The following is a 26,178-nucleotide window of genomic DNA, read 5'->3' as shown; positions in this document are numbered from 1 at the left end:
GAGGCGCGTTCTTCCCGAGGCGCGTTCTCTCCGAGGCGCGTTCCTTTCGAGGCGCGCCGAGCGCGCGCCTGACCGCGGTCATCGCCGGGTGGAGTCGCGCACGACCAGACGCCACTCCACCGGGCCGGTCCCGTCCGCCGTCTCCTCGCCGAGGACCAGGCGCGCGCAGCACGCTCCCTGGGCGCGCAGGTCCTGCGCGACGGTCGTCAGCCCGGCGGCGGCCGCCGCGTCGGTGTCGTCCCAGCCGGTGACGGCCAGGTCGCCGGGGACGGCGAGACCGGCACGGGCGGCCGCCCGCATCAGGCCCAGGGCGAGCTCGTCGCTCATCGCCATGACCGCGTCCGGAGCGTCCGGCCCGGCGAGGAACGCCGTGGCCAGAGAGTCCGCCTCGCCCGCGCTGTTGCGGGCGCAGACCGCGACCCGCACCTGCGGCCAACGGCCGCCGGCCGCCTCCCAGGCGTCACGGACTCCGCGCAGGCGCTCCCGGGTCACGCGGAAGGTGGCCTCGGCGGGATCCGGCCCGTTGCGGACCCCGGGCGTCCGAGCGCGATCGAGCGGGAAGCTGAGCACCATCGGCCGCCGGGCGCCGGCGAGGGCCTCGGCGGCGACGGCGCGCGCCGCCGCCCTGTCGTCGATGGCCACGAACGGCACGTTCGGGCGATGCGGACCGCCGTGCACGACGGCGGGGAGACCGGTGGCGGCCACCGCCGACAGCACGGGGTCGTCGTCGCTGGTCGTCCACACGACGAAACCGTCCACCGCGGCCTCGGCGACCCGATCGGCGTCGGACGGCGCCCCGGTGATGGGCAGGATCGTGAGCCCCAGGCCGTGACCGGCGCAGACCTCGGCGACGCCCGCCAGGAACCGGGTGGCCTGGGGGTCCTCGAAGGCGTAGGTCAGGTGCTCGCCGAGCACCACCCCGAGGCTGCCGGCCCGTCCCCGGCGCAGCGAGCGGGCCCCCGGATGAGGGCCGGGGTATCCCAGCCGGGCGGCGGCCTCGCGGACCCTGGCCCGGGTGCGTTCGGAGACGCGATCGGGCTGGGCGTAGGTGTAGGAGACGGTCATCACCGAGACCTTCGCCGCGCGCGCCACCTCGGCCATGGTCGGCCGGGGCCGAGAGGGGTCTTTGGCCATGCCTCACCCTATCTTGTGTATCGTTACACGGTCTGTGTATCGTTACACAAATGGGCCTCGATCACGATCACATCCGGGCTTGGGTGCCGTATGCCGGATTCCTGGTCTTCGGTGCGTTCTGGGGCGTGTGGGGGGCGTCCGTCCCCGTCATCCGCGCCCAGGCCGGGCTCACCGACGGCCAGCTCGGGACGGCGCTGCTGTTCATCGCCGCGGGGGCGCTGCCCGCCATGCCGCTCGCGGGCCGGGCCGTGGACCGGTGGGGGCGGCGCGCCACGGCGATCACCCTCACGGCGCTCGGCCTCGCCGGGGTCGCCGTGGCCGTGACCGCCCGCGACCTGCCTGCCCTGTGCGTGGGGCTGGCGGTTCTCGGCGCGGCGTCGGGGGCCGCGGACGTGACGATCAACGCGGCGGCCGGCTCCGCCGAGCGGGCCACCGGCCGTCCGGTCATCACCCGGGCGCACGGGTTCTTCTCCGTGGCCGTGGTCGTGGCGAGCCTCCTCACCGGGCTGCTGAACGCCGTCGGCCTGCCCGTGGTCGTGCCGTACCTGCTGGTCGCGCTCGCCGCGGCCACCGTGAGCGCCGCCATCGCGGGCTCCGCCAACGCCACCGTGCGCGCCACCAACGGCACCGCAGGCTCCGCCGACGCCACGGGGAGCGCCGACATCGGCGCCGGCGATCGCACGCGGGCCGATTCCGGCCGCCGCCAGCGCGCCCGCGCCTCAGCCGCGCCCGGCCGGCCGGGTCTGCGCGCCCATCTGCCGCTCCTGCTCGTCGCGGGCGGGCTGGGCGCGCTCGGGTTCGCCGTGGAGAACGCGCACCAGAGCTGGAGCGCCGTCTACCTCGCCGACACCGTGCACGCCGGACCCGCGCTGGTCGGCGCCGGGCCCGCGGTCTTCGCGCTCTCCGTCGCGCTCACCCGCTTCGCGATCGGCGCGGTGAGGACCCGTCGGGCCTGGCTCGTCCTCACCGCCGGCGCGGCGCTCGCCGCGGCGGCGACGTCCCTGCTGGCCCTCGCCTCGTCTCTCCCCTTGGCGCTGCTCGGGCTGGCCCTGGCCGCCGCCGGCACCGCTGTGCTCTTCCCGACCGTGCTCGGGCTGGCCACCGCCAACGTCCCCGCCGCCGCCCGCGGCGCCGCCACCTCCGTCGTGTCCACCTCGGCCTATCTCGGCTTCCTCGCCGGGCCGGTGTACGTGGGGCACTGGGCGCAGGCGGCAGGGCTGCCGGGCGCCATGCTGGCCGTGGCGGCACTTGCCGCGGCCCTGGCGCTGCTGGCCTGGCCCGCGCTCAGAGCCGTCGACGCCGCGGGCACAGGGCGGGCCACGGGCGGCGCCCCTGAGGCGTCGGGCAGGCCCAGGCCGAGTACGTCGCCCTCCAGGGAGAGGCTCTGATGACGCCGGCCCCGCGGCGTGCCACCGCCCGGACGGCGGCCACGGCGTGACGAACTCCCAAGACGCGCGCCTGGACGGCACGGACATGCACGTCACGGTGATCGCCGCTCCGTGCGACCCGCGCTGATCTCGGCCGGGTGATCCGGAGCCGCTCCAGGTGGCCACGATCGACGAGGTGTGGGCGACCGCGACGCTGTGCGCGCCGGCCCGGATCCTGGTCGCGCACGAGGCGCCGCCCCGCAGGCTCGGGCCGGCGGCGCGCGCCCACGACGTCGAGCACGGCACCCTCTACGCGCCCACCATCCTCGCCTACCTGGACGCCAACAGTGACGTCGCGGCCGCCTCCCTTCGGCTGTCCGTGCACCCGAACACGGTCCGGTACCGGCTCGCCCGCGCCCAGGAGATCTTCGGGTTCGACCTGTCCGACCCGGACGAGCGTCTGGTGCTGTGGCTGTGGCTGTGGCTGTGGCTGTGGCTGCGGTTGCGGCTCGGCGACCGGCTCGGCTGGTGAGGTGGCCGTCGATGCGGCATCAGGCGTCCGCGCCCTCGTAGTCGAACCAGTCGAAGGCCGCGCTGCCCCGGGTGACGTACATGCCGGCGACGCGACCGGTGAAACCGGTGGCGACCTCCGTCGACAGGTAGCGCCCGTCCAACTCGGCCAGCGGCACCGGCGCGCCTCCGGCCTCCACCGAGAAGGCGATCGTGTCCGGCCCGTGGGCCCCCACGCCCAGCGGCCGGTCGTCCACCTGCCCGGCGCCGGTGACGGACGGCGGCAGCACGCCGGTCGCGCGGACGTCGATGACGAGGGTGAGCGGGCCGGGCGGGACCGCCTGCCGGGCGACGACCTGGCGCAGCGGGCCGATCCTGGCGATCACCGACGCCTGCCCGTCGTCCACCTCCAGGTCGTAGTGGTGGGCCTCGTCCATCCGCAGGGACAGCCCGGCCCGGGCCGCCGCGGGGTCGAGGCGCGCGCGGAAGCGGCAGTCGTGGTGCTGCTGGCGCCGGCCGACGAAGGTGTGGCCCGGCCGGTCGAGCGTCGGGCCCGTGGCGTGGAGGACGAGCCATCCCGGCCGGTCGCTCAGCGACCACGAGGCGTCCGGGCGGGCGCGCGGGGAGATCCAGGACGGCGCGAGGCGGGGCGCGTCGAAGTCGTCCCGCGCCGGCGGCGGGGGGAGGGGTTGCCAGGCGGCCGGGGCGGGATGGCGCTCCTCGACGGGGCCGACCAGCGGCCAGCCGTCCGCCCAGGTGACCGGGGCGAGGAACGTCTCGCGGCCGAGGACCTGGAACTCGGGCGTGTAGCCGCGCGGGCGCACGCCGAGCAGGACCATCCACCAGGTGCCGTCGGGCGCGGACACCAGGTCGGCGTGGCCGGTGCTCTGGATCGGCCGGTCGGTGCCGCGGTGGGTCAGGATCGGGTTGGCCGGGGCCGGCTCGAACGGGCCGCGAGGCGAGCGGGAGCGGGCGACGGAGACGGCGTGCCCGCGTTCCGTGCCGCCTTCCGACATCAGCAGGTACCACCGGTCGCCGACGTGATGAAGGTGCGGCGCCTCGGGGTACTTGCCGCCGGTGCCCGACCAGATCGGCAGCGGCCCTTCCAGGATCTCGCCGGTCAGCGGCTCGATCCGGGTCACGTGGTTGCCCGAGGTGGCGCACCAGCACGCGCCGTCGTCGTCCCAGGCCAGGTCGGGGTCGATGCCGGGCACGTCCAGCCACACCGGGTCCGACCAGGGGCCCTCGGGGCGCTCGGCCGTCACCAGGAAGGTGCCCCGGCCGCTCACGTTGGTCGTGATCAGGTAGAAGAGACCGTCGTGATGGCGAAGGGTGGGCGCGTAGACGCCGCCGGAGGCCAGGCTTCCGGGCGGCAGGTCGAGTTGTCCCGGCCGGTCCAGCACGTTGCCGATCTGACGCCAGTGCACGAGGTCGCGGCTGTGGAGGATCGGCACGCCGGGGAAGTACTCGAAGCTGGAGCACACCAGGTAGTAGTCGTCGCCGACGCGGCACACGCTGGGGTCGGGATGGAAGCCCGGGATGACCGGGTTGGCGTACGTCCGCGCGCTCATCGGGTCGTCTCCTCGATCCGGGTGCGGGCGGTCAGCCGGCGGGCCGCGTCCAGCACGACGGTCTCGCCGACGAGGCGGACCTCGGCGCGCAGCGGCCGGTCACCGGCGGAGGGGCCGGCGCTGAGGACGATCGTGCCGGGCTCGACGATGCGCCGGTGGTCGACGGAGGTGTAGGAGAACAGGTCCGCCGGGACGTCGAACGTCACGTCGCGGGTCTGCCCGGGCCGCAGGGGCACGCGCGCGAAGCCGACGAGCTGCGTGACGGGCCGGGCCACCTGGGCCACGGGATCGGAGGCGTAGAGCTGTACCACCTCCTCCGCTGCCCGCGTTCCCGCGTTGGCGACCGTCACCCGCGCCTCGACGGTCCCGTCCGTGGGACACTCGGGATCGCCGATGGTGAGGGCGTCGTACCTGATCGGCGCGTACGACAGGCCGTGGCCGAAGGGGAACGCCGGCGTGGGATCGAGCGCGGAGATCCCGTCCGTCCTGAGGCCCAGCGGCGCCTGCAGATAGGTGGACGGGTTGACGCTCGGAGCGGCCGGGATCTGCACGGGCAGCCGGCCGGAGGGGGTGACCCGGCCGCTCAGCACGCCCGCGATCGCCGCCGCGCCCTCGACCCCGGGGAAGAACGCCTGGAGCGCGGCGGCGGCCCGGCCGGTGCAGGAGCCGAGCGCGTAGGGCCGCCCGGACACGACGACCAGGACGGCCGGGGTCCCGGTGGCCAGGACCTCCTCGACCAGGCGGTGCTGCATCCCCGGCAGGCGCAGGTCCGCGGTGTCGCAGCCCTCTCCGGACGTCCCGCCGCCGAACAGGCCGGCCCGGTCGCCCACGACCAGCAGGACGAGCTCGGCCTCGGCGGCGATGGTCACCGCGCCGGCGATGCCCGAGACGTCGTCGCCGGAGACCTCCGTCCCGCGCGCGTACCGCACCTCGGCGTCCGGGAACTCGGCCTCGACGCGGTCGCGGACGGTCGCGACGGGCAGGCCCAGGCCGTGGTCGGGGAAGCGGCCGAGCACGTGGTTGGGGAAGGCGTAGCAGCCCATCAGCGTCGTGGGGTCGTCGGCGCACGGCCCCACGACGGCGATCCGCGCGGTCGTCCCGGGGGCGAGGGGCAGCGTCCCGCGCGGGTTGCTCAGCAGCACCACCGACCGCTCCGCGACGGCGCGGGCGATGGCGCGGTTGGCCGGGCTGTCGAAGTCCGCGTCCTCCGCGCCGTCCGGCACGAGGGGTCCCTCGTCGAGCAGGCCCAGCTCGCACTTCTGCCGCAGGACGCGGCGCACCGCCTCGTCCACCAGCGCCTCCTCGACGTGACCGGCGCGTACCTGCGCGACCAGGCGCCGGCCGTAGCCGACCGTCTCGGGGAGCTCCACGTCGATGCCCGCGCGCAGCGCGACCGCCCCGGCCTCGGCCTCGTCCCGCGCCACGTGGTGCATGGAGGCGAGGAACGGGACAGACCAGTAGTCCGACACCACCGTCCCGTCGAAGCCCCAGCGGTGGCGCAGCACCCCGCGCAGCAGCTCGGCGCTCGCGCCGACGGGCACGCCGTCCACGTCGGTGTAGGAGTTCATGACGGACCGGGCGCCGCCCTCGCGCAGCGCCGCCTCGAAGGGCGGCAGGATGACGTCGGCCAGCTCGCGCGGGCCGATGCTGACCGGGGCGTGGTTGCGCCCGGCGCGGGAGGCGGCGTACCCGGCGAAGTGCTTGAGCGTCGCGATGACGCCCGCGTCCTCCAGCCCGCGCACGTACGCCGCGCCGAGCCGGCCCACCAGGTAGGGGTCCTCGCCGAGGGTCTCCTCCACCCGTCCCCACCGGTAGTCGCGCACCACGTCGAGGACGGGCGACAGCCCCTGGTGGACCCCGACCGACCGGAGGTCGCGGCCGATCGCGTGCGCCATGCGGTGCACCAGGTCAGGGTCGAACGTGGCCGCCCAGGCCAGCGGCGTGGGGTAGGCGGTGGCGCCGTACGTCGCGAACCCGGTGAGGCACTCCTCGTGCGCGATCGCCGGGATGCCGAACCGGCTGGCGGCGACCACCTGCTCCTGCAACCGGCGCAGCGCGGCCACGCCCTCCGCCGGGCTGACCGGAGCGGTGCCGAAGACCCGGGTGAGGTGACCGACCCCGTCGCGGAGCCGGTCGGCGAGGTCGGCGCCGGGGTCGGTGAACAGGTCCTGCATCGGGGCGACGTTGCCGTCGTGCGCCCGCGCGGCGGGGGTGGTGTCCACCCAGACGGACCCGAGTTGCCCGGCCTTCTCCTCCAGCGTCATCTCGGCCAGCAGCGCCTCCACGCGCTCGGCGATGGGGCGGCCGCCGTCCCGCCAGGGCGCGAGGCCCGGCGCGTCCACGAATGTCATGATCTCCTTCGAAACTTTCATACGAAGAAATCGCTGGTAGGACGGGAATTCTAAATCGGATCGACGGCGTCTTCAAGAATATTTCGGCGATGTGTCCGAAACATTCGGAAGGCGGGCCCCGGGTGAAACTTTCACGGCGCGACCGGCGCGCCACGGCCCGGGAGCCGCGCGCCTTTCCATGACCGTCCCGGGACCTTGACGCACCCGAGGTTCCGTCTCATAGTGAGCCGATCAACCACCAGCACACCGCGGGAGGTCGTGCGGGGCACGTCATGTTAGCGCTAACAAAGGCGGAGGCATCATGATGGTCAGGTCGGGATCCCGGCACCTCAGGAAGACGTTGCTTTCCGCGGGCGCGGCCGTCGCGCTCGCCGCCGGTCTGCTGGCCGGCGTCTCCACGCCGTCGCAGGCCGCCGCGTCGCTGTCGTGCGACGTCTACGCGGCGGGCGGCACGCCGTGTGTGGCGGCGCACAGCACGACCCGCGCCCTGTACGGCTCCTACAACGGCGCGCTGTACCAGGTGCGCCGCTCCTCGGACAACGCCACCCGGGACATCGGCCTCCTGAGCGCGGGCGGATACGCCGACGCCGCCGCGCAGGACTCGTTCTGCGCCGGGACGACGTGCCTGATCACCGTCATCTACGACCAGTCCGGGCGGGGCAACCACCTCCGCCAGGCGCCTCCCGGCGGGTTCCCCGGGCCGGCCCCGGGCGGATACGACAACCTCGCGAACGCGACCGCCGCGCCCACCATGATCAACGGTCACAAGGCCTACGGCGTCTACGTGGCCCCGGGCACCGGCTACCGCAACAACGCCACCAACGGCGTCGCGAAGGGGGACCAGCCGGAGGGGATGTACGCGGTCTTCGACGGCACGCACTACAACGGCGGCTGCTGCTTCGACTACGGCAACGCCGAGACCAACGGCCGCGACAACGGCAACGGCACGATGGAGGCCATCTACTTCGGCAACATCAAGGTCTGGGGTTACGGCACCGGCAACGGCCCCTGGGTCATGGCCGACCTGGAGAACGGCCTGTTCTCCGGAGTCAACCCCGGCTACAACGCCAACGACCCGACGGTGAGCCACCGGTACCTGACCGCCATCGTCAAGGGCGAGCCGAACCACTGGGCGATCCGAGCGGGCAACGCGCAGTCGGGCGGCCTGTCCACCTTCTACAACGGGCCGCGACCCAACGCCCCGGGCTACAACCCGATGAAGAAGGAGGGCGCGATCATCCTCGGGATCGGCGGCGACAACAGCCACGGTTCGGCCGGCACCTTCTACGAGGGCGTGATGACCTCCGGCTATCCCTCGGACGCCACCGAGAACGCCGTGCAGGCCGGCATCGTCGCCGCCGGCTACACGACGACGCCGGGCGGCGGCCCGGGCGGAACGCTCACCCCCGGCTCGTCGATCTCGCTGCGCGCCACGACGTCCTGCTGCACCGACCGCTTCATCCGGCACCAGAACGACCGGGCCGTCACCTCGGTGATCACCTCGTCCAGCTCGTCCGTCGACAAGAACGACGCCACCTGGATCGTGCGCACCGGCCTGGCCGCCGCCTCCTGCGTGTCGTTCGAGTCGAAGAACTACCCCGGCGACTACCTGCGCCACCAGAACTACCAGCTCTACCGCCAGCACAACGACGGCAGCGCGCTGTTCGCCGCGGACGCCACCTTCTGCCCGCAGACCGGCAAGAGCGGCCAGGGCGTCTCGCTGGCCTCCGCCAACTTCCCGGACCGGTTCGTCCGTCACTACAACAACACCGTGTACATCGCCAGCGAAGGCGGCTCGCACGACTTCGACAGCGCCTCCGCGTGGGCCGACGACGTGAGCTGGCTCGTCGACCGGCCCTGGGCGTAGCCGCCAAGATGGGGGAATAGGTGTAAATTCAACCAGTTCATGAGGAGGGGATTACCTCACGCCGGATAGCGTTTCGGCAGGCCAGAGCTCCAGTTTGGGGGGACGGAGCGGATGGCCGGCGGCTGCTGCATTCGGGGGGAGGCAGCAGGCCGCACCATGACGGGGCCGGGCGGCCAGGCTGTGGCCGCCCGGCCCCGCCTTGCGTACGCCGTCCGCTAGCGGGCCCCGCCCCGCGCCCCCGCCTCGGCCTCTCGTACCGCCGCGTCGTCCGCGTCGTCCGCATCGGCCAGGTGGTCGGTGAGGAAGTCACCGGTCGCGGCGGACGGGGCGAAGCGGCGCAGCCGCAGGCTGTTGGAGACCACGAACACCGAGGACAGGGCCATGGCGGCGCCCGCGATGAGCGGGTTGAGCAGGCCGGTGGCCGCCAGCGGCAGCGCGGCTACGTTGTAGCCGAACGCCCAGACGAGGTTGCCCCGGATGGTGGACAGGGTGGCGCGGGCCAGGGTGAGCGCGGTGGGGACCACGTCCAGGTCGTCGCGGATCAGGATGAGGTCCGCGGCGGCCAGCGCGACGTCGGTGCCGTCGACCACGGCCAGGCCGAGGTCGGCGCGGGCCAGCGCCGGGGCGTCGTTGATGCCGTCGCCGACCATAGCCACGCGGTGGCCCTCGCCCTGGAGGCGGGCGATGGTGGCCTCCTTGTCGGCGGGCAGCACCTCCGCGACGACCTCGGCGATGCCGACCTGGGCGGCGACGGCCCGCGCGGTGGCGGCGTTGTCGCCGGTGAGCAGCAGCGTCCGCAGCCCCATGCCGTGCAGCCGCTCGATCGCCCCGGCGGCCGAGGGCCTGACGGCGTCGGCGAGCGCGAGCGCCCCCAGCGCGATGCCGTCGGCCGCGACCAGGACGACGGTGCGGCCCTCGCTCTCCCACCCGGCCCGCGCCTCGTCCAGCGCCCCGGGTACGGCGATGCCCTCCTGCGCCAGCAGCCGGACGGACCCGATCACGACCCGCCGGTCCTCGACCGTGCCGCGCGCGCCCAGCCCCGACAGGGCGGTGAAGGCGGCCACCGGGGGCAGGTCGCCGAGCTCGGCGCGGGCGTGGGCGGCGACGGCCGCCGCGATCGCGTGCTCGGAGGCGTCCTCGACGGCCCCGGCGAGGCGCAGCACGTCGGCCGGCGACCCGCCGGCGCGCGGATGGCCGTCGCGTCGCGCGCCATCCGCGGTGACCAGGTCGACCACGCTCATGCGGCCCTCGGTCAGGGTGCCCGTCTTGTCCAGGACGACGGTGTCGACGCCGCGGGCGGACTCCATGGCCTGGTGGCTCTTGATGAAGACGCCGAGCTTGGCGCCGGTGCCCGAGGCGACCTGGAGGGCGGTGGGGATGGCCAGGCCCAGCGCGCACGGGCAGGCGATGATGAGGACGGCCAGCGCGGCGGTGACCGCCTGGTGCGCCGCCCCGCCGGTGACCAGCCACGCCACCAGGGTCAGCGCCGACAGCGCGAACACCGCGGGCACGAACCAGCCGCAGATCCGGTCCGCCAGCCGCTGCACGGCCGCCTTGTCGGCCTGGGCGTGTTCGACCAGGCGGATCAGGGCGGCGAGCTGGGTGTCGGCGCCCACCCGGGTGGCCCGGACGACGAGCCGCCCGCTGAGGTTGACGGTCGCGCCGGTCACCGGGTTGCCCTCGGCGACCTCCATGGGCACCGGCTCGCCGGTCATGGCGCTGGTGTCGATCGTGCTCTGCCCGGACTCGACCTGGCCGTCGGCGGCGATGCTCTCCCCGGGCCGGACCACGAACCGGTCGCCGGTTCGCAGGTCGGCGACGTCGATGCGGTACTCGTTGCCGTCGGCGCGCAGGACGCTGACGTCCTTGGCGCCGAGCTCGGCCAGCCGGCGCAGCACGGCGCCGGACGATCGCCGCGCCCGGGCCTCCAGGAACCGCCCGGCCAGCGCGAACATGGTCACGCCACCGGCGACGTCGAGGTAGAGCGCGCTGTCCGGCGCGGACAGCAACTCCCAGACGCCCGTCCCGGCGGGGGCGGCGTCGACGGGGAACACGATGACGTACAACGACCAGCAGGTGGAGGTGATGACCCCGGTCGAGATCAGCGTGTCCATGGAGGTGGTGCGGTGCCGCGCGGCCCTGAAGGCGTTGCGGTGGAACGGCCACGCGCACCAGGTCACCATGGGCAGGGTCAGGCCGATCAGCACCCACTGCCATCCGGCGAAGCGCCAGGCCGGCACGAACGCCAGCCCCATGGACAGGTCCGCCAGCACCACGGCCAGCGCGATCGCCACCACCATGCGCCGTCCGAGCATCCGCACCCGCCGGTTGTCGGCGTCGCCGGCATCGGGGAAGGCGTGCGGCGTGTACGGCTCGGCGCTGTAGCCGGTGCGCTCGACCTCCCGGATCAGTTCCTCGACCGTGACCCCGTCGGCCCGGTGGATGGTCGCCTTCTCGGTCGCGTAGTTGACGCTGGCGCTCACGCCGTCCATGCGGTTGAGCTTGCGCTCCACCCGAGCGGCGCACGCCGCGCAGGTCATCCCGCCGACGACGAGCTGGAGGGGCGCCTGATCTGTCTGTTCTGTCTGATGTGTCGCAGTGGATGTCATGGGTGTCCTTCTGGTCTGCTGTCGCGCCGGACGCGGCGCTCGCGGACGCGTCAGCGCGCGTGCCGCGCGGGCGCGACGCGAGCCGTGCGCTCGCCCGCCGATGCCGGAGATCCGCCCCGCGACGTGGCGGGGCGGCTGTCAGTGAACGACCGGCGGCGCGGGCGGCCCGCGCCGCCGGACCACCCGGACGAGCTCGGGGCGGCGGTACGTCGTCGCCCCGGCGACGAGCACGACGCGGACGGGCGTCGTCAACGGCTCGATGGCCCCGACGAGCAGCCGCCGCAGCTTCGGCAGCGGAGCCATGCCCCACAGCCGCACCATCAGCCAGAACGCGCTCTCCCCGCGGTACAGCCACCATCCGCTGACCACCCCGACCACGAGGTGCGCCACGGTCATGCCGGCCCCGGGACCCTCCCCGTGCGGGTGACCGGCGTGCGCCACGGCGACGGGGGCGCTCCTGGCGAACAGCTCGTGCAGCAGGATCTGGGCGGTCGCCGTCACCCCGACGACCACCTCGGGCCCGCGCTCCCGGCCGCTCAGCGCGAAGGCCAGGACGAACGCCGCCACCACACCCAGGAACAACGCCGGCGCCGCCACCGGGGCGCCGCCGGCGAGGACATGGCCGCCCGCGGACACGACTACGCACACCGCCGCGAAGACGGCGGCGCGGGCCAGGCGCGAGACCCGTTCCAGGGCGGACACGGCACTCATCCTCCCAGCCCGGCGTCCCGGTGAGATCGCCGCCCCCTCGGTCAGCCGCCGGCGCCGTTCCTCGTGCAGGTGGTGTCGGCGGCGGGGAGAACGCCGCCGGACAGGTAGCGGGTGACGGCGGTGTCCACGCAGGGGGCGCCGGCGGCGAGGAAGACGCCGTGCCGGTACGCGCCGCGCAGGGTGATCATGCGGGAGCCGCTCAGGGCCCGTCGCATGGCGCGCTGGCCGGTGTGGGGGGTCCAGGGGTCGCCGGCGGCTCCGACGATCAGGGCGGGGGCGTCGGTGCGGACGTCCGTGGGCGGCTCGGCGGGTGCCGTGGGCCAGAACGCGCACGGGCTGATGTTGCGGGTCATCGGGCCGAACAGCGGCTCGTCGGCTCGATGGGCCTCGATGTCGCGGAAGTACGTCCCGGGGTCGCGGGAGGCGGCCCGGTCCGCGCACAGGACAGGAGTGCCGGCACGGTCGAACCCCTCTCCGGCGCCGGTGAGGGCGTCGGTCAGGAGCAGGTCCAATGACGCGGCCGGGGTGACCCGGGCGCCGCGCGCGGCCTGGCGCAGCAGCGCGACGTCGGCGGCGAGGCTCGCGTACGCCTCCTCGCCGTCGTCGGCGAGCCGGGCGGCGAGCACGTACGGCAGCACGGAGGCGCCCACCCGGTGGGGGCCGACGCGCAGAGGACGGCGGCCGGCGGCCCGGGCGATCCGGTCGACGGTGGCCAGCACGCGCCCGGCCGTGGCGCCCAGGCGCAGGCGGTCGTGGCGGGTGGCGGCCCAGGCCGCCCAGGCGCGCAGCGCCGCCTCCATGGCCGGCCCGGCGGGGCGCAGCAGCCCGGGGCCGTACGCGTCGGGATCCACCGCGCTGTCCAGCACGAACCGGTCGGCCCGGCCGGGGAACATCCGCAGGTACACCGCGCCCAGGTAGGTGCCGTACGAGACGCCGAGATAGGACAGTTTCGGCGCTCCCAACGCCGCGCGGATCAGGTCCATGTCGCGGGCGGTGTTGCGCGTGGAGGCGTGCGGCAGCATGCCGTGATCGCTGCCCGCGCATCCCGCCGCCAGCCTCCTCATCGCCGTGACCCCCTCGTCGAAGGTGGCCCTGCTCGGGCCCGCGGATCGCACGAAGGTGCCCGTGTCCCAGCGGCAGCCCACGGACGCGCCGCCGCTGCGCCCGACGAACCGGGGGTCCATCCCGATCAGGTCGTAGCGGGCCGCGACCTCGGGCATGGCGGAGCCGATCAGCACTTGGGAGAGGCCCGGCACGCCGGGGCCGCCCGGGTTGATGAGGAGCACCCCTCGACGCCGCCCGGGTGCGGTGGCCTCCAGCCGGGACATCGCGACCTTGATGGTCCGTCCGTCCGGGCGCGCGTAGTCGAGCGGGACCGTGATCTCGGCGCATCGCGCCCTGGCGGCGTCCAGTCGCCTGCCGGCCGCGTCGTCCGGGCCCTTCCGGCAGCCGTGCCAGACGATCTCCTGCTGCTCGAAGCGGGCGAGCGCCCCCGTTCGGCGGGGTTCCAGGGTCGCCGCCGCCGGCGGCGGCGGCGACGCGAGCGTCCCGAACACGGCCACGCCTGTCACGATCAGCAACGGTGTCTTGTTCATGGAGACAGCGTCACGGCGACGGCGCCGCCACGCCTCGGCCATTGGAATGATCATGCCTCGGTACGCCTCGGCCATCAGGCCACTCCGCCGAAGGCGCGAACCGTGTGACACTTTCCTTCGCCAGAAACCACAACGGAACGGACACCTCCATGCGCATCGGCGTCTACCTCGCCCACCCGGGGCCGGACAGTTTCAACAGGGCCCTGTTCGACGCGGTCGTGGACGAGCTGCGGGGGCGGGACGTCGACGTCCGCGCGCACGACCTGTACGCCGAGGGCTTCGACCCGGCCCTGTCCGCCGCCGAGACCGAGACGGTGGACGAGGTCGCGCCGTCCGCCGACGACCTCGTCCAGGCGCACCGGTCCGAGGTCGCCGAGCTGGACGCCCTGGTGTTCGTGCATCCCAACTGGTGGGGCATGCCGCCCGCGATCCTGGCCGGATGGGTGCAGCGCGTGCTCGTCCCCGGCGTGGCCTACAAGCTCGGCACCGCCGAGGGCGAGCCCGCCGGGCTGCTGAAGGCCGGGCGCGCGCTGGTGCTCAACACCTCCGACACTCCGGCCGACCGCGAGCGGGAGGAGTTCGGCGACCCGTTGCAGCGGATCTGGAGCGCCTGCGTGCTGCCCTACGTCGGGGTCACGGACCTGCGCCGCGTCGTGTTCCGTACGGTGACGAACTCCGACGAACCGCAGCGGGCCGGCTGGCTGCGCGAGGCTCGGGAGCTCGCGGCCGCCCTGCTCGACCCGCGCGGCGCATAGGCGGCGTCAGCGGGCCGGCCGCCCGTACCGGGTGAGGACGGCGGCGCCGATCCGCTCGGCCGACAGGCACTCCAGGTACGTGGGCGGCCCGCCGGCGGGGAAGAGCCGCTCACCGGTGCCGAGGATCGTGGGGAACGTCAGCAGCCGGTATTCGTCCACCAGGTCCTCCGCCATCAGCGCGCGCACGACGCTCAGGCTCCCGGTGACGATCACATCGCGGTGCTCACGTCGGACGGCGGCGACCGGGTCGCCGTCGACGACCGCCGAGTTGGCCCAGGCCGAGGCGTCGGTCAGCGTCCGGGAGGCGACCAGCTTCGGCGCCGCGTTCATCCGCGTCGCGAACGGGTCGTCGCGTCCCGGCCACAGCTTCGAGAACAGCTCCCAGGTCCTGCGTCCCAGCAGCAGGACGCCCTCGTCCAGCGTGCCGCCGAGCCGGAACTTGTCCCCGGCGGCCGTGTCGGGGCCGTGCCGGAACGCCCAGCCGCCCGCCGGCGTCCCCCCGGAGCCGTCCGGATCGGTCACGATCCCGTCCAGCGTGACGAACTCGATGACGATGACGCTCATGATGATGTCCTTTCGGTCGATGCTCACCGCTACATACCGGCGGCATCGGCCGGACTCATCGCCCGCGGCCGAACTCGTCCGGGGAAATCCGCCGCGGCAGGTCGAAGGCATCGAGCACGGCCGGGTCGGCGAACACGACGTTGCGCGCGACCAGCCCGCCGGCCACCGTGAACACCTGGAGCGTGTGCAGCTGGAGCCCGCCGCCGGGCTCGGGCGCGTAGGCGGCGAGCGCCGGCTGCCCGTTGGCGGTGAGTCGCCGGACGCCCCAGCCCGTCCCCCGCATGTCGAACACGCGGCGCATGAACAGGCCGTAGTCGCGGCGGCCCCGGTACCACAGCGGCACCGGCGGCATCTCCAGGACGGCGTCGTCGGTCAGCAGCCGCACGAGCGCGGGGACGTCGGCCGCCTCGAACGCCCGCGCGTAGCGCCCGATCACGGCCCGCACCCGCGGGTCGTCCGGCTCGGCGACCTCCTCGGCCTCGCCCGCGTCGGCGAGGGCGGCGCGGGCCCGTTGCAGGGCGCTGTTGACGGCCGGGACCGTGGTGCCGAGCTGGACGGCCACCTCGGCGGCGCTGAAGCCCAGCACCTCCCGCAGCACCAGCACCGCACGCTGCCGCGCCGACAGCGTCTGCATCGCGGCCACCAGCGCGAGCCGCAGGTCCGCCCGCACCTCGACGTCGAAGCGCGCGTCGGGGAACGGCTGGAGCCAGGGAACGTCGAAGGCCGGGGTGAGCGGCGCCCCGGGGTCGTCGCCGGGCGCCCCCAGCCCGGACGGCAGCGGCCGCCGCGCCCGTCCGTCGAGCGCCGACAGGCAGACGTTCGTCGCGATCCGGTACAGCCAGGTCCGTACGGACGCGCGGGTGGGGTCGTACCGGTCCCGGGCCTTCCAGGCCCGCAGCAGCGTCTCCTGCACCAGGTCCTCGGCCTCGTGGACCGAGCCGACCATCCGGTAGCAGTACGCCACCAGCTCACCCCGGTACGGCTCCCCATCCATGGGCTCCATCATGAGGCACACGGCACGCCGTCACGCCGGCGGGCCTTTCGCTTCTTGACAGCCAGGCATGGAGGAAACCTATAATCCCAAGTGGAGGTTTCCTCCTAGTGGACAGGTATCCCGGGTGATCGGGAGGCCCCGGGGATCTTCGGAGGTGGAACACGATGCTGCTCACGTCGATCGATCCGTTCGTGCAGGAGTTCGAGCGTCAGTTCGACCGACTGGCCCGCCAGGCCGCGCAGGGCAGTGGAGCGGTCATGCCGATGGACGGGATCCGCCGCGCCGACGACGTGGTGCTGCGGTTCGACCTGCCCGGCATCGACCCCGACTCCATCGAGGTCACCGTCGACCGCGGCGTCCTGTCGGTGACGGCGCGCCGCGAGGAGGAGTTCGGCGAGGACGAGCGCGTCTTCGTCCGCGAGCGGGTGATGGGCGCCTTCACCCGGCGCGTCTACCTGTCGGAGCACCTCGACGCCGAGGCCATCGAAGCCGCCTACAACAACGGCGTGCTGGCCGTCCGCATCCCGGTGCTGGAGCGGGCCAAGCCGCGCAAGGTCGCCGTCCAGCAGAGCGGTGACACCTACAAGGCCATCAAGAGCTGACGGTCCCGGGACGCAACGGGTGCGGCCTCGTCGCGATGGACGGCATCGCGACGAGGCCGCCGTCATGGCCCCCACCCCGCCGGCGCCAGGAGGAACGACCATGAGCCTGCCCTTCGACGACGAGCACGCGGCCCTGTTCACCGTGGGGCAGGTCGCCTCGATGCTCCAGGTGCAGCAGGCGTTCCTGCGCCGCATCGACGACCAGCAGGTGGTCTCCCCCCAGCGTTCGGCGGGCGGCCAGCGTCGCTACAGCCGCCATGAGATCGGCCTCGTCCAGCAGGTCGCCACGATGATGGACGAAGGGATGACGCTGCCCGCCATCCGCCACATCCTCGACCTGCGGCACCGGCTCATCGAGGTCACGCGGGAGCGCGACGAGCTCGCCCGCCTGCTGGCCGAGCTGCACGCCGAGCGCGACCGCCCCGCCTCTCCCTGACCCTGCCGACCTCGCCCGGCCCGGCGGTGCGGAGGCGATGTGCCCGGTCAGTCGTCCTCCAGGAGGACGGCATGCACGGGGCAGGCGCGAGCCGCCTCCTCCAGGGCGGGCAGCAGCGCGTTGTTCAGGCGGGGTTGAACCGGGAGTACGCGCCGAAGGACCACCGCTGCGGGATGCCGCCGGCGATCTGGACGACCCGATCGACGTCGAAGTCGATCAGCCGCCGCGCGCCGGGCACCTCCGCCGCCCGCTCCGGGTCCCAGTCGACGCGGGCGCGTCCGGTCACGAGCAGCGTGCGGCCGTGCTCCCAGTCCGGGAACAGCAGCCCGCAGCGGGGCTCCAGCTCCAGGTTGCCCAGCGTCATGTACATCGAGTTGCCGGCGTAGTCGGGCCAGGTCAGCCGGCGGCCATCGGTCACCGTGACGAACCCGGGGTTGCCGCCGCGGTGTGAGGCGTCGGCACCCAGGCCGGGCGCGTAGGTGCCGACGAAGAACGTGTCGGCCGCGCCGATCCACCGCTGCTGGCCGGCGGTGAGTTCCTCGGTGACGAGCGCCGTCCGGTCGGCCGCGGGCGCGTCCTCGGCGTAGGTGCGGGTCTGGAGGTATTTGGGGTAGTTGGAGTAGACCTGCTCGGTGCGGACCAGGAGCCGGCTCCCGTCCCGGCGGGCCCGGCCGTTGACCCGCATCCGCCTCCGGCTCGACGGCTCGATCAGGAGCATGCCCACCTGCCGTTCGGCGTCGAAGAGGCCCGCGAGCGGATCACCGGCGCCGGGCAGCCGGTCGGCGACCACGGTGCGGTCGTCGGCGGCGGCGACGAACCCGGGCGGCCCGGTGAGCACGCTGACCCAGGCCGCGCCGGTGTCGTCGGCGGCGGCGATGACCGCCAGGCGCTGGCGCCTGAGGAACTCCGCCGCCACCGGCGGGATGGCCGCCCGCACACCGGCCGACCCCAACCGGTCGGCGGTCACACCGGTGCGGCGCTGTACCGCGCGTTCGCCTGGGTGGAGCACGGGCGGTTCCTTTCGGTCGTCGGTCCGGGCCGCGGCATGCGGCCCGGGTACCCCTGGATCTAGAAGAAGCCGCACGTCGGCGCGCCCTGCGTGGGCGCCGGCGCGGTGTCGGCCCCGGTCGGCGCGAAGATCTCCAGGCGGATGCCGTCCGGGTCGGTGAAGAAGACGCCGCCGGACGACGCGCCCTCGCGGTGCGGGACGATCCCGCCGTGGAGCGGCTCCGTGCCGAGTTCGCGCAGGGTGGCCTCGGCTCGCCGGACCGCCTCGATGTCCTGCACCCGGAACGACAGGTGGTGCAGGCCGGCCCGGTCGGTGGCGAACCCGCGGCCGATCTGCGCCTCGCCAGGGAACTGCGGGACACCATACGGTCCCTCGCCGCCGCGACCGTGGACGGCGGCGCCCTCGACCCGGACCTGGTCGCGACGCTCAACCGCCACGCCGGCCACGCGCCGCGCTGGCGGGAGCTGCGCACCACTCCCGAGCCGCACACGACGGAGCGCACCGCGGGCCGCCCCGTCGCCGCCGCGCTCGCCGAAGTGGCCGAGAACGCCGTCGACCTGCTGGGCGGGCCGCTGCGTGACCGGTTGCGCGCCTGCCAGCGCACGGGTTGCCTGCTGTACTTCATCCGCGACGCCTCACGGCGCGAGTGGTGCTCGGCCGGCTGCGGCAACCGGGCGCGAGCCGCCCGTCACTACGCCAAGGTCCGGCGGGGGAGCGGCGGCTGAGGGCGCGTCAGAGCGTCTCGCGTGCCGTGATCGCCCGCTTGAGCCTGACCACGTCCTTGGGGGAGTTGACCGCGACCGCGCCCACCAGCACGCCGTCCCTCGTGAAGGCCACGGCGAAGCGGTCGTCCTCGGGGGAGCCGGTGACGATGCTCGCCGCGTCGGCGAGGTGCGGCAGCCCGGCCGTCTGGATACGGGCGCCGTGCACATGGGTGGCGTGGTTCGGCACGTCCAGGAACGGTGTGGCGTTCTCCGGGCCGGCGAGCAGGTTGCGGGCGGCGATCGCGCCCTGCTCGTTGGCGTTGGACCAGTGCTCGACGCGCACCGTCTCACCGCCGAACAGGCCGTGCGGCCAGCGAGCCACGTCACCCGCGGCCACGATGTCGCCGGCGCCCCGGGCGAACAGCGTCGGCAGGCACAGGACCCCGTCGTCCGTGGTCAGGCCGCTGCCGTCCAGCCATTCGGTGTTCGGCGTCACGCCCATGCCGCCGACGACCAGGTCCGCGGCGATGGAGCGCCCGTCAGCGAGATGCACCCGGCCGCCGCTCACGGCCGTGACCCGGGCGTTCGTGACCAGCTCGACCCCGTTGCGCTCGTGGTGCGCCGCCAGCCAGCGCGCGGCGTCCTCGCCGAGTCCGGCCCGCATGGGGTACGGCGCGGCGTCGACCAGGGTGACCTTGCGGCCGAGCTGCCGGGCGGTGGAGGCCACCTCACCGCCGATGAACCCGCCGCCGATGACCAGCACGTGCTCGTGCCCGGAGTCGAGCCGCGCCCGCAGGGCCAGCGCGTCGTCGATGGTGCGCAGCCGGTGGGCGCCGTCGAGCCGTCTCGGGCGGGCGCCGGTGGCGATGACCAGGCCGTCGTGACCGATCTCGGTGCCGTCGTCGAGGCCGACCGTGCGCTCCCGGACGTCGAGGCGCACGGCCCGGCGCCCGCGCAGCCACTGGTCGCCGAGCTCCTCCGCGCCGGGGAGGGCGACGTCGTCGTCGCCGCGCAGCACGCTCTTCGAGAGCGGCGGCCGGTTGTAGGGGAGGTGCGTCTCGGCGCCGACCAGCGTGATCTCGCCGTCGAAGCCCTCCCGGCGCAGGGTCTGCACGGCCCGGAGCCCCGCCAGGGAGGCGCCGACGACGGTGATCCTCTTGAGTCTGCTCATGGCTCCGAAGATACCCATACGGGGTATTGGACTGGCAATGTGACGTGAGTCTCGCATACCCCGCCCCCGTACGGGTTGCCTTGAAGGGGCCCGGCGGCGTACGGTCTCACTGCACATACCAGGTAGGGGTATCGGCGAGAGGAGATAGGGCGATGAGCACGAGCACGTACAAGGTGTCCGGCATGACCTGCGGCGGGTGCGCCGGCAAGGTGACGACCGAGATCCGCAAGGTCGCCGGGGTCTCCTCGGTGGATGTCGAGCTGGCGACCGGCCAGGTGACCGTGACCTCGGACGGCCCGCTCGACGAGGCGCGGATCAGGGACGTCGTGGAAGAGGCCGGCTACGAGCTGGTCGCCGGCTGAACCGCCGCGATGCCGCCGGGCGGGCGAGTCGAGTACGCCGGCCCGGCGGCACCGCGATCAGGGTGGCTCATCCGTCCGTACGCGGGTGCTCTTCCCCCTGATCCGGGAGCAGCGGGCGCATGAAGGTGCGTTCGTAGCGGAGCACGCACCCGCTCTCGTCGCGGATGCGATCCGCCTCCACGAAGTCGGGGTGGGCGCCGAACAGGGAGCGGTACTCCTCGTACGCGGCGAGGCTGGGAAAGCTGAACAGGGCGAGGGCCTTGTCGCTGGCGCCCTCGGCCGGCAGGAAGTAGCCGTGATGGGTGCCGCCGTGGCGGTTGACCAGCTCGATCCAGCGACGGCCGAAGCGTTCGAACGCCTCGATCTCGCCGGGATCGATCACGTACTCGACGACGCAGGTGATCATAGGGCTGTCCCCTATCCGGAGCCGTGGCCCGCTAACCCGTGGAGAGGGGCGCCGTATCCCCAAGTTCCCTGAGGGAACCCCGATGGGTAGACTGATCCCATGCAACGCACGAAGTTCGGGGAGATGGCCTGCTCCATCGCGCGCACCCTCGACGTGATCGGCGAGCCGTGGTCGCCGCTGATCCTGCGGGACGTGTGGGTGGGCATGAGCCGGTTCGAGCAGATCCAGGCCGACCTCGGGATCTCGCGCAAGGTGCTGACCGAGCGGCTCAACCACCTCGTCGAGCAGGGTGTGATCGAGCGCCACCCCTACGACCGGCGCCCCCGCTACGAGTACCGCCTGACGGCCAAGGGCGCCGAGCTGGTCGACCTGCTCATGATCATGACCGCCTGGGGCGACAGGTGGCTCGCGGGCGAGGCCGGGCCGCCGGTGCTCTACCGCCACCACGCCTGCGGCGAGATCAGCCGGGCCGACCTGCGCTGCGCCCACTGCGGCGAGCCGATGCACGCCGGCGACGTCGACCCGCTGCCCGGCCCGGGCGCGGCCGCCGCCACCTGACGGACCGCCTCATGCCGCCGGGATGTCGCGGTGGCGAGCCCCCGGATGTCGTCGCAGGATGAGCGGTGGCGAGGCCGGCGGAAGGGGAAAGCCCCGGCCGGGGGGAGAGTCGGCCGGGGCTTTCGCTCGACGGGAGTTCGGCGGGGGTCAGACGGTGATGCTCCAGGAGTCCAGGAACCCGGTGTCGCCGAGGTAGACGTCGCTGACCTCAAGGGTCCAGGTGCCCGCGGCCTGCTGGCTGACCGGCACCGAGTACGTCCGGGTGCCGTAGGAGGTGCAGCTGGTGCCGCCGTACCGGTCGACCGCGTACCACTGGCCGTTCGGGCCGCGCAGCCAGATGTCGAGGTCCTCGGCGCAGGTGTGGCTGATGGTGACCGACAGCTTGACCGGGGAGGCGGCGGTGCCCGTCGCGGTGGAGGTGATCGGGCTCTGCACGGTGGAGTAGTCGGAGATCGTGTAGTTGGTGTCGTTGGTGAAGGTCCGGCCGCCCGAGGTGCCCTGGACGGTCAGCGCGTAGGTGGCGGTGTGGGTGGCGGTCTCGCCGGTGCCCGTCACCGTGACGTTGTAGGAGCCGGCGGGGGTGGTCGGGGCGGTGGCGATCGTCAGGGTGGACGAGCCGCCGGAGGTGACCGAGGCCGGGTTGAAGGTGGCCGTGGCGCCGGTGGGCAGGCCGCTGGCCGACAGGTTGACCGCCTGGGCGTTGCCGGCGGTGGTCTGGGTGGCGATGGTGGTGGTGGCCGACGAGCCCGCCTGCACCGTGCCCGAGGCCGGGTTGGCCGACATCGAGAAGTCACGGGTCGGTGTGCCGCCGCCGACGGCCCGCTTCCACAGGGCGTACATGGCCGCGTCGGAGGCCCGGTCCAGGACGGTGTCGTTGATGTTGGAGCTGGTGTCGCAGGAGGAGTGGTAGCAGGAGTCGTACGCGCGCCCGGCGGTGCCGCCCCACTTGGCCGCCTGCGCCGAGGTCTTGGTGGCGCTCGCTCCCGCGGCCACGCCCGAGGTGGCGATGCCGCCGTTGCGGAAGGAGGCGTCGTCGGAGCGGTTGGCGCCCTCGGTGTTCTCCTCGGGCTGGAGGCCCAGCTTGTCGTAGAACTCCTTGAGCGGCTGGGCGGCCGTGGTGGTGATGTTGTTGATGAAGTAGCCGCCGTTGGGCGAGCCGACCATGTCGAAGTTGTAGTACCCCTGGATCTTCGACCGCCCCGTGGAGCCGAGGGAGTTGACGTAGAACTCGGAGCCGTTCAGCCCCTGCTCCTCGTCGGTCCACCAGCCGAACCGGACGTGCTTGGCCATGGTGGGCCGGTGGGCGGCCAGGGTCAGCGCCACCTCCAGCACCGCGGCGGAGCCGGAGCCGTTGTCGTTGATGCCGGGGCCGGCCGACACGCTGTCGAGGTGGGCGCCGGCCATGAGCACCTGGTTCTCGTCACCGCCTGGCCAGTCCGCGATCAGGTTCGGGCCCGCGCCGCCGCTGCAGCCGGAGGTGCAGCTCTGGCGGACCACGGTGTAGCCGGCGTCGCGCAGCTTCTGCTCCACGTACGAGACGGACGCGGTGTAGCCGGCGCCGCTGGACCTGCGGGTGCCGCCGTTGGCCGTCGCGATCGTCTGCAACTGCGACAGGTGGGCCTTGACGCCGCTCAGGGCGACGTCCGGCGGATCCTCGTTGGCGGCGGCGAGGCGCGCCTGCCCGCCGGAGTCCTGCTGGGCGGGGGTGGCCCCGGGCGGGGCCGCGTAGGCGGGGAGAGCGGGTAAGGCGGACAGCACCATGGCCGCGGCCGCGGTGAGTCCCGCGATCGCGGCGGCCAGGCCCTTGCGTTCCACGCTTGTGCTCCTTTCGGCTGTCCCCGGCCGGCCGCCCGGGTGGGCGGGCGCGGGCCCGCGACGCAGGGGTCACCTGTGAGCACGGACCGGCCGGGGAACGGGGGGTGTGTCGCACGTGCGAAGGATCACTGCGAGCCAGACGGTAGGCGTTCGTCACCACGCTGGGAATCCGTATGAGTATCGGTAGGCATGCTGATAAATCCGGTTCGCCGATCAGCTCACCGTCCGGCGCCCGGCCCGCCGGACCCGCGTGCCGGGCGCCCTCACCTGGGCCTCGCGGCTCGTCACCAGGTCACGGGCAGCGACTCCACCCCGTAGACGGTCGACTGCAGCCGGAAGCGCAGGCTCTCGAACGGCGCCGCGAGCTTCAGCCCCGGGAAGCGCCGCAGCAGCGCGGGGAAGGCCACCTGCATCTCCAGCCGGGCCAGCGGCGCGCCCAGGCAGTGGTGGACGCCGTGGCCGAAGGCCATGTGCCCGGCGGCGTCGCGGGTGACGTCCAGCTCGTCGGGCTCCTTGACGAACGCCTCGTCCCGGTTGGCCGCCAGCAGCGAGGGGATCACCAGGTCGCCGGCCTTGATCCGCCGGCCGCCGAGCGTGACGTCCTCGGTGGCGTGCCGGGGCGGCCCGGCGCGGTGCGCCACGGTCAGGTAGCGCAGCAGCTCCTCCACCGCCGGGGTGACGGCGTCGGGCTCGTCGCGGATGACGGCCGCCTGGTCCGGCCGGTGCAGGAGCAGCAGCGTGCCCAGGCTGAGCATGTTGGCGGTCGTCTCGTGCCCGGCCACCAGCAGCGTGTTGCCGATGCCGAGCAGCTCGTCGTCGCTGAGGTCGTCGCCGTGCTCGCGCACCAGCAGGCCGAGCAGCTCCTGGCCCGGCTCGGCGCGCTCGCGGGCGATCAGCCCGTACATGTACGCGTTCATCTCGGCGGTGTTGGCGGCGTGCGCCTCCCGGTCCAGCGTCATGTCCAGGAGCCGGTTGCTGCGCCGCTGGAAGTCCTCCCGGTCGGCGTACGGCACGCCGAGCAGCTCGCAGATCACCAGCGAGGGGACCGGCAACGAGAACGCCTGCACCAGGTCGGCGGGCGGACCGGCGGCCTCCATGGCGTCCAGGTGCTCGGTCACGATCTGCTCGATGCGCGGCCGCAGGTGCCGCATCCTGGCCACGGTGAACTGGCCGGTCAGCAGGCGGCGCAGCCGGGTGTGCTCCGGAGGGTCGTACATCAGCGGGTTGCCGATGACGAAGCCCTTCAGCGACTCGTCCGAACGGTCGGCCAGCCGGCCGTCCGGCCCGCGGGCGGCGTTGCTGAAGTGCGCCGGGTCGCTGAGCATCTGCCGCACCTCGGCGTACTGGGTGACGAGCCACACGTCGGGGCCGCCCGTGGCGAGGGGCAGGCGGACGACCGGCCCCTCGGCGCGCAGCCGCCGATAGTCCTCGGCGTCGTACGGCGTCGGGTCGCCGAACAGCGGCGGCAACGGAAACGTCGGGATCTCGGTCATCAACCGGCTCCTTCTCGTAACTGATATCAGCCTCTCATTTCCACCGTAACACGAACTGAGACCAGACTCTCACCTGTTACGCTGGGTACATGAGCACCGACGCGCCTCGCCGCCGGCGCGCCGACGCGGCCCGCAACGCGGAGCGGATCACCCGTACGGCCCGGGCGGCGTTCGCCGAGGCCGGCGGCGGCGTCACGCTGGAGGAGATCGCCCAGCGGGCCGGGGTGGGGCTGGCGACGCTCTACCGCCACTTCCCGAGCAAGGAGAAGCTCGTCCGCGAGGTCGTCGAGGAGCTGATGCGCGAGGAGATCGAGCCGGGGATCACCCGGGCGCTCGCCGAGCCCGAACCGCTGCGCGGCATGTCGCTCATGCTGGAGACGGTGCTGGCCCTGGCGGCGGGGCAGCCGGGCATCCTCGCCACGGCCAAGGACGCGGGGGCGCTCACCGCCGACCTGGCGCCCCGGTTCATCGAGCCGCTCACCCGGCTCCTGCGCAACGCCCAGGCCGCCGGTCAGGCGCGCGCCGACCTGGAGCCGGACGACCTGATGCGGATCCTCGGCATGCTGCTCAGCACGCTGCGGCCGGCCGAGGGGCCCGACGAGGGCTGGCGCCGCTCCCTGGTGCTCCTGCTGGACGCCCTCCGCCCGGACGGCGCCACCCCCCTGCCTCCGGCGGCGCCACCCGCCCGCTGCTGATCACACGCGAGGCCGCCTGCTGCTGATTACGCGCGAGGCCGCCGGCGCGGCTCGGCCGGCACCCGGTCACCGCATCAGGTCGGCGGCCATCTCCCGGTCACTCCGCCAGGTCGGTGGACGGCAGTGGGCAGTCGGGGCAGGCGCAACGGGTCAGGCTGCCGCAGCCGGCGGAGACCACCTGGGTCAGCGCCTGCCTGACGGCGCTCAGCTCGGCGATGCGCGCGTCCACCTCAGCGATCTTGGCCTGGGCGCGGGCGCGCAGATCCGGAGCGGGACGGCCTCCCCGTCCGTCGCCGATCAGCTCGGCCACCTCCTCCAGCGTGAAGCCGAGCCGCTGCGCGGCCTTGATCACCGTCAGCAGCGTGACGGTCTCGGGCGGGTAGGCGCGGTGCCCGCCCGGGCTGCGCGCGGGCTCGGTGATCAGCCCGCGGCGCTCGTAGTACCGCAGGGTCTGCACATTGACCCCGGCCCGCTCGGCCACCTGCCCGCTGCGCAGGTACGGCCCGCCGGCGTCCCCGCTCACGCCGTACCCGGCACCGCGGCGACGCGGGCCCGCAGCGCGTCCAGCACCCCGGTCCGGCCCGGCGGCACCGCCACCTCCAGCGCCAGGCCGCCGCCGGAGACGGTGAGGGTGAAGACGAAGAACGAGCAGCAGCCGCTCTCACGCGCCGTGAGCCCGGCGGCGCGCGCGGCGTTGTCCGGGCTGAAGACCAGCTCCAGCCGCAGCCGCTCAGGCGCCGGACGCCGCACCTCCCGGACCGCCTCGGCGAACAGCGCGTCGAACTCCGCCACCCGAAGCGGCCGCTCCGCCGTGGGCAGCGTGCACGCGGAGGGCACCCATCCCGGATCGAGGGAAATGTCCGGTGTCATGCGACGACGGTAAGCCTGTACCCGGGTAC

General features: G+C 73.9%; 25 protein-coding genes and 1 pseudogene. 10 read left to right on the top strand and 16 right to left on the bottom strand.

The window, feature by feature from the left end; all coding sequences use genetic code 11:
* Positions 1-78 precede the first annotated feature (78 nt).
* On the bottom strand, positions 79-1,134 hold the full coding sequence (locus HD595_RS45260; protein ID WP_253780912.1) for a LacI family DNA-binding transcriptional regulator: 1,056 nt from the start codon (positions 1,132-1,134) through the stop codon (positions 79-81).
* Positions 1,135-1,184: 50 nt separating this feature from the next.
* Here HD595_RS45260 and HD595_RS45255 point away from each other — a divergent pair, with 50 nt between their 5' ends.
* A complete protein-coding gene (locus HD595_RS45255) occupies positions 1,185-2,522 on the top strand; it encodes an MFS transporter (protein ID WP_253780911.1) in 1,338 nt (445 codons plus the stop codon).
* Between the two features lie 157 nt (positions 2,523-2,679).
* The gene (locus HD595_RS45250; protein ID WP_253780910.1) at positions 2,680-3,033 is read left to right on the top strand and encodes a helix-turn-helix domain-containing protein; all 354 of its coding nucleotides are present in this window, start codon (positions 2,680-2,682) and stop codon (positions 3,031-3,033) included.
* Between the two features lie 19 nt (positions 3,034-3,052).
* On the opposite strand, the gene HD595_RS45245 is transcribed toward HD595_RS45250, so the two are convergent.
* Both HD595_RS45245 and HD595_RS45240 read right to left on the bottom strand, forming a co-directional pair.
* Complete coding sequence (locus HD595_RS45245; protein ID WP_253780909.1) at positions 3,053-4,582, bottom strand: glycoside hydrolase family 43 protein; 1,530 nt, start codon at positions 4,580-4,582, stop codon at positions 3,053-3,055.
* Positions 4,579-6,933, bottom strand: a complete 2,355-nt coding sequence (locus HD595_RS45240; RefSeq protein ID WP_253780908.1) for a beta-glucosidase family protein — start codon at positions 6,931-6,933, stop codon at positions 4,579-4,581. The genes HD595_RS45245 and HD595_RS45240 overlap by 4 nt, the downstream gene beginning before the upstream one ends.
* Before the next feature lie 301 nt (positions 6,934-7,234).
* On the opposite strand from HD595_RS45240, the gene HD595_RS45235 reads away from it, so the two are divergent.
* On the top strand, positions 7,235-8,800 hold the full coding sequence (locus HD595_RS45235; RefSeq protein ID WP_253780907.1) for an alpha-L-arabinofuranosidase B: 1,566 nt from the start codon (positions 7,235-7,237) through the stop codon (positions 8,798-8,800).
* 215 nt (positions 8,801-9,015) lie between these two features.
* On the opposite strand, the gene HD595_RS45230 is transcribed toward HD595_RS45235, so the two are convergent.
* From HD595_RS45230 to HD595_RS45220, 3 genes are all read right to left on the bottom strand, one after another.
* A complete protein-coding gene (locus HD595_RS45230; RefSeq protein WP_253780905.1) occupies positions 9,016-11,409 on the bottom strand; it encodes a heavy metal translocating P-type ATPase in 2,394 nt (797 codons plus the stop codon).
* A 138-nt stretch (positions 11,410-11,547) separates the two neighbouring features.
* Entirely contained in the window at positions 11,548-12,111 is a 564-nt protein-coding gene (locus HD595_RS45225) for an MFS transporter (RefSeq protein ID WP_253780903.1), read from the bottom strand.
* Between the two features lie 50 nt (positions 12,112-12,161).
* Positions 12,162-13,715 carry an alpha/beta hydrolase gene (locus HD595_RS45220; protein ID WP_253780900.1) on the bottom strand — a complete coding sequence of 518 codons (1,554 nt, stop codon included), beginning with the start codon at positions 13,713-13,715 and terminating at the stop codon, positions 12,162-12,164.
* A 149-nt stretch (positions 13,716-13,864) separates the two neighbouring features.
* On the opposite strand from HD595_RS45220, the gene HD595_RS45215 reads away from it, so the two are divergent.
* Positions 13,865-14,470 (top strand): NAD(P)H-dependent oxidoreductase, encoded by a 606-nt coding sequence (locus tag HD595_RS45215; protein ID WP_253780897.1) that lies wholly within the window; start codon positions 13,865-13,867, stop codon positions 14,468-14,470.
* A 6-nt stretch (positions 14,471-14,476) separates the two neighbouring features.
* On the opposite strand, the gene HD595_RS45210 is transcribed toward HD595_RS45215, so the two are convergent.
* The gene (locus tag HD595_RS45210) at positions 14,477-15,034 is read right to left on the bottom strand and encodes a dihydrofolate reductase family protein (protein ID WP_253780895.1); all 558 of its coding nucleotides are present in this window, start codon (positions 15,032-15,034) and stop codon (positions 14,477-14,479) included.
* Between the two features lie 55 nt (positions 15,035-15,089).
* Complete coding sequence (locus HD595_RS45205; protein ID WP_253780893.1) at positions 15,090-16,028, bottom strand: RNA polymerase subunit sigma-70; 939 nt, start codon at positions 16,026-16,028, stop codon at positions 15,090-15,092.
* 164 nt (positions 16,029-16,192) lie between these two features.
* On the opposite strand from HD595_RS45205, the gene HD595_RS45200 reads away from it, so the two are divergent.
* The gene (locus tag HD595_RS45200) at positions 16,193-16,630 is read left to right on the top strand and encodes an Hsp20/alpha crystallin family protein (protein ID WP_253780891.1); all 438 of its coding nucleotides are present in this window, start codon (positions 16,193-16,195) and stop codon (positions 16,628-16,630) included.
* Positions 16,631-16,730: 100 nt separating this feature from the next.
* The gene (locus HD595_RS45195; RefSeq protein ID WP_253780889.1) at positions 16,731-17,066 is read left to right on the top strand and encodes a MerR family transcriptional regulator; all 336 of its coding nucleotides are present in this window, start codon (positions 16,731-16,733) and stop codon (positions 17,064-17,066) included.
* Positions 17,067-17,190: 124 nt separating this feature from the next.
* On the opposite strand, the gene HD595_RS45190 is transcribed toward HD595_RS45195, so the two are convergent.
* Together HD595_RS45190 and HD595_RS45185 are read right to left on the bottom strand one after the other, a co-directional pair.
* Positions 17,191-18,075 carry a pyridoxamine 5'-phosphate oxidase family protein gene (locus HD595_RS45190; RefSeq protein ID WP_253780887.1) on the bottom strand — a complete coding sequence of 295 codons (885 nt, stop codon included), beginning with the start codon at positions 18,073-18,075 and terminating at the stop codon, positions 17,191-17,193.
* A gap of 59 nt (positions 18,076-18,134) precedes the next feature.
* Positions 18,135-18,410: pseudogene (locus tag HD595_RS45185) on the bottom strand (VOC family protein); the annotation flags it as partial.
* Here HD595_RS45185 and HD595_RS45180 point away from each other — a divergent pair.
* Positions 18,366-18,800 (top strand): CGNR zinc finger domain-containing protein, encoded by a 435-nt coding sequence (locus HD595_RS45180; RefSeq protein ID WP_420540743.1) that lies wholly within the window; start codon positions 18,366-18,368, stop codon positions 18,798-18,800. The pseudogene HD595_RS45185 and the gene HD595_RS45180 sit on opposite strands and share 45 nt — an antisense overlap.
* A 7-nt stretch (positions 18,801-18,807) precedes the next feature.
* Here HD595_RS45180 and HD595_RS45175 read toward each other — a convergent pair whose 3' ends face one another.
* Positions 18,808-19,950 (bottom strand): NAD(P)/FAD-dependent oxidoreductase, encoded by a 1,143-nt coding sequence (locus HD595_RS45175; RefSeq protein WP_253780882.1) that lies wholly within the window; start codon positions 19,948-19,950, stop codon positions 18,808-18,810.
* A gap of 152 nt (positions 19,951-20,102) precedes the next feature.
* Between HD595_RS45175 and HD595_RS45170 the strand changes: the two genes are divergently transcribed.
* Positions 20,103-20,312, top strand: coding sequence for a heavy-metal-associated domain-containing protein (locus tag HD595_RS45170; protein ID WP_253780879.1), 210 nt, complete (start codon positions 20,103-20,105; stop codon positions 20,310-20,312).
* Positions 20,313-20,379: 67 nt separating this feature from the next.
* Here the strand turns inward: HD595_RS45170 and HD595_RS45165 are convergent, their stop codons facing one another.
* Positions 20,380-20,718 carry an NIPSNAP family protein gene (locus tag HD595_RS45165; RefSeq protein ID WP_253780876.1) on the bottom strand — a complete coding sequence of 113 codons (339 nt, stop codon included), beginning with the start codon at positions 20,716-20,718 and terminating at the stop codon, positions 20,380-20,382.
* 99 nt (positions 20,719-20,817) lie between these two features.
* Here HD595_RS45165 and HD595_RS45160 point away from each other — a divergent pair, with 99 nt between their 5' ends.
* Positions 20,818-21,276 carry a winged helix-turn-helix transcriptional regulator gene (locus tag HD595_RS45160; RefSeq protein ID WP_253780873.1) on the top strand — a complete coding sequence of 153 codons (459 nt, stop codon included), beginning with the start codon at positions 20,818-20,820 and terminating at the stop codon, positions 21,274-21,276.
* A 147-nt stretch (positions 21,277-21,423) separates the two neighbouring features.
* Here the strand turns inward: HD595_RS45160 and HD595_RS45155 are convergent, their stop codons facing one another.
* Positions 21,424-23,091 carry a M28 family peptidase gene (locus HD595_RS45155; RefSeq protein WP_253780870.1) on the bottom strand — a complete coding sequence of 556 codons (1,668 nt, stop codon included), beginning with the start codon at positions 23,089-23,091 and terminating at the stop codon, positions 21,424-21,426.
* 284 nt (positions 23,092-23,375) lie between these two features.
* Entirely contained in the window at positions 23,376-24,584 is a 1,209-nt protein-coding gene (locus HD595_RS45150) for a cytochrome P450 (protein WP_253780867.1), read from the bottom strand.
* Positions 24,585-24,673: 89 nt separating this feature from the next.
* Between HD595_RS45150 and HD595_RS45145 the strand changes: the two genes are divergently transcribed.
* On the top strand, positions 24,674-25,279 hold the full coding sequence (locus tag HD595_RS45145) for a TetR/AcrR family transcriptional regulator (RefSeq protein ID WP_253780865.1): 606 nt from the start codon (positions 24,674-24,676) through the stop codon (positions 25,277-25,279).
* A gap of 97 nt (positions 25,280-25,376) precedes the next feature.
* On the opposite strand, the gene HD595_RS45140 is transcribed toward HD595_RS45145, so the two are convergent.
* Together HD595_RS45140 and HD595_RS45135 are read right to left on the bottom strand one after the other, a co-directional pair.
* Positions 25,377-25,802 carry a MerR family transcriptional regulator gene (locus tag HD595_RS45140; RefSeq protein WP_253780863.1) on the bottom strand — a complete coding sequence of 142 codons (426 nt, stop codon included), beginning with the start codon at positions 25,800-25,802 and terminating at the stop codon, positions 25,377-25,379.
* A complete protein-coding gene (locus HD595_RS45135; RefSeq protein ID WP_253780860.1) occupies positions 25,799-26,149 on the bottom strand; it encodes a hypothetical protein in 351 nt (116 codons plus the stop codon). Before HD595_RS45135 ends, HD595_RS45140 begins: the two co-directional genes overlap by 4 nt.
* Between the last annotated feature and the right edge of the window lie 29 nt (positions 26,150-26,178).

This window comes from Nonomuraea roseoviolacea subsp. carminata (assembly GCF_024172185.1).
GTDB classification, from domain to species: domain Bacteria; phylum Actinomycetota; class Actinomycetes; order Streptosporangiales; family Streptosporangiaceae; genus Nonomuraea; species Nonomuraea roseoviolacea.
This window is presented reverse-complemented; position numbering and strand designations above follow the sequence as displayed.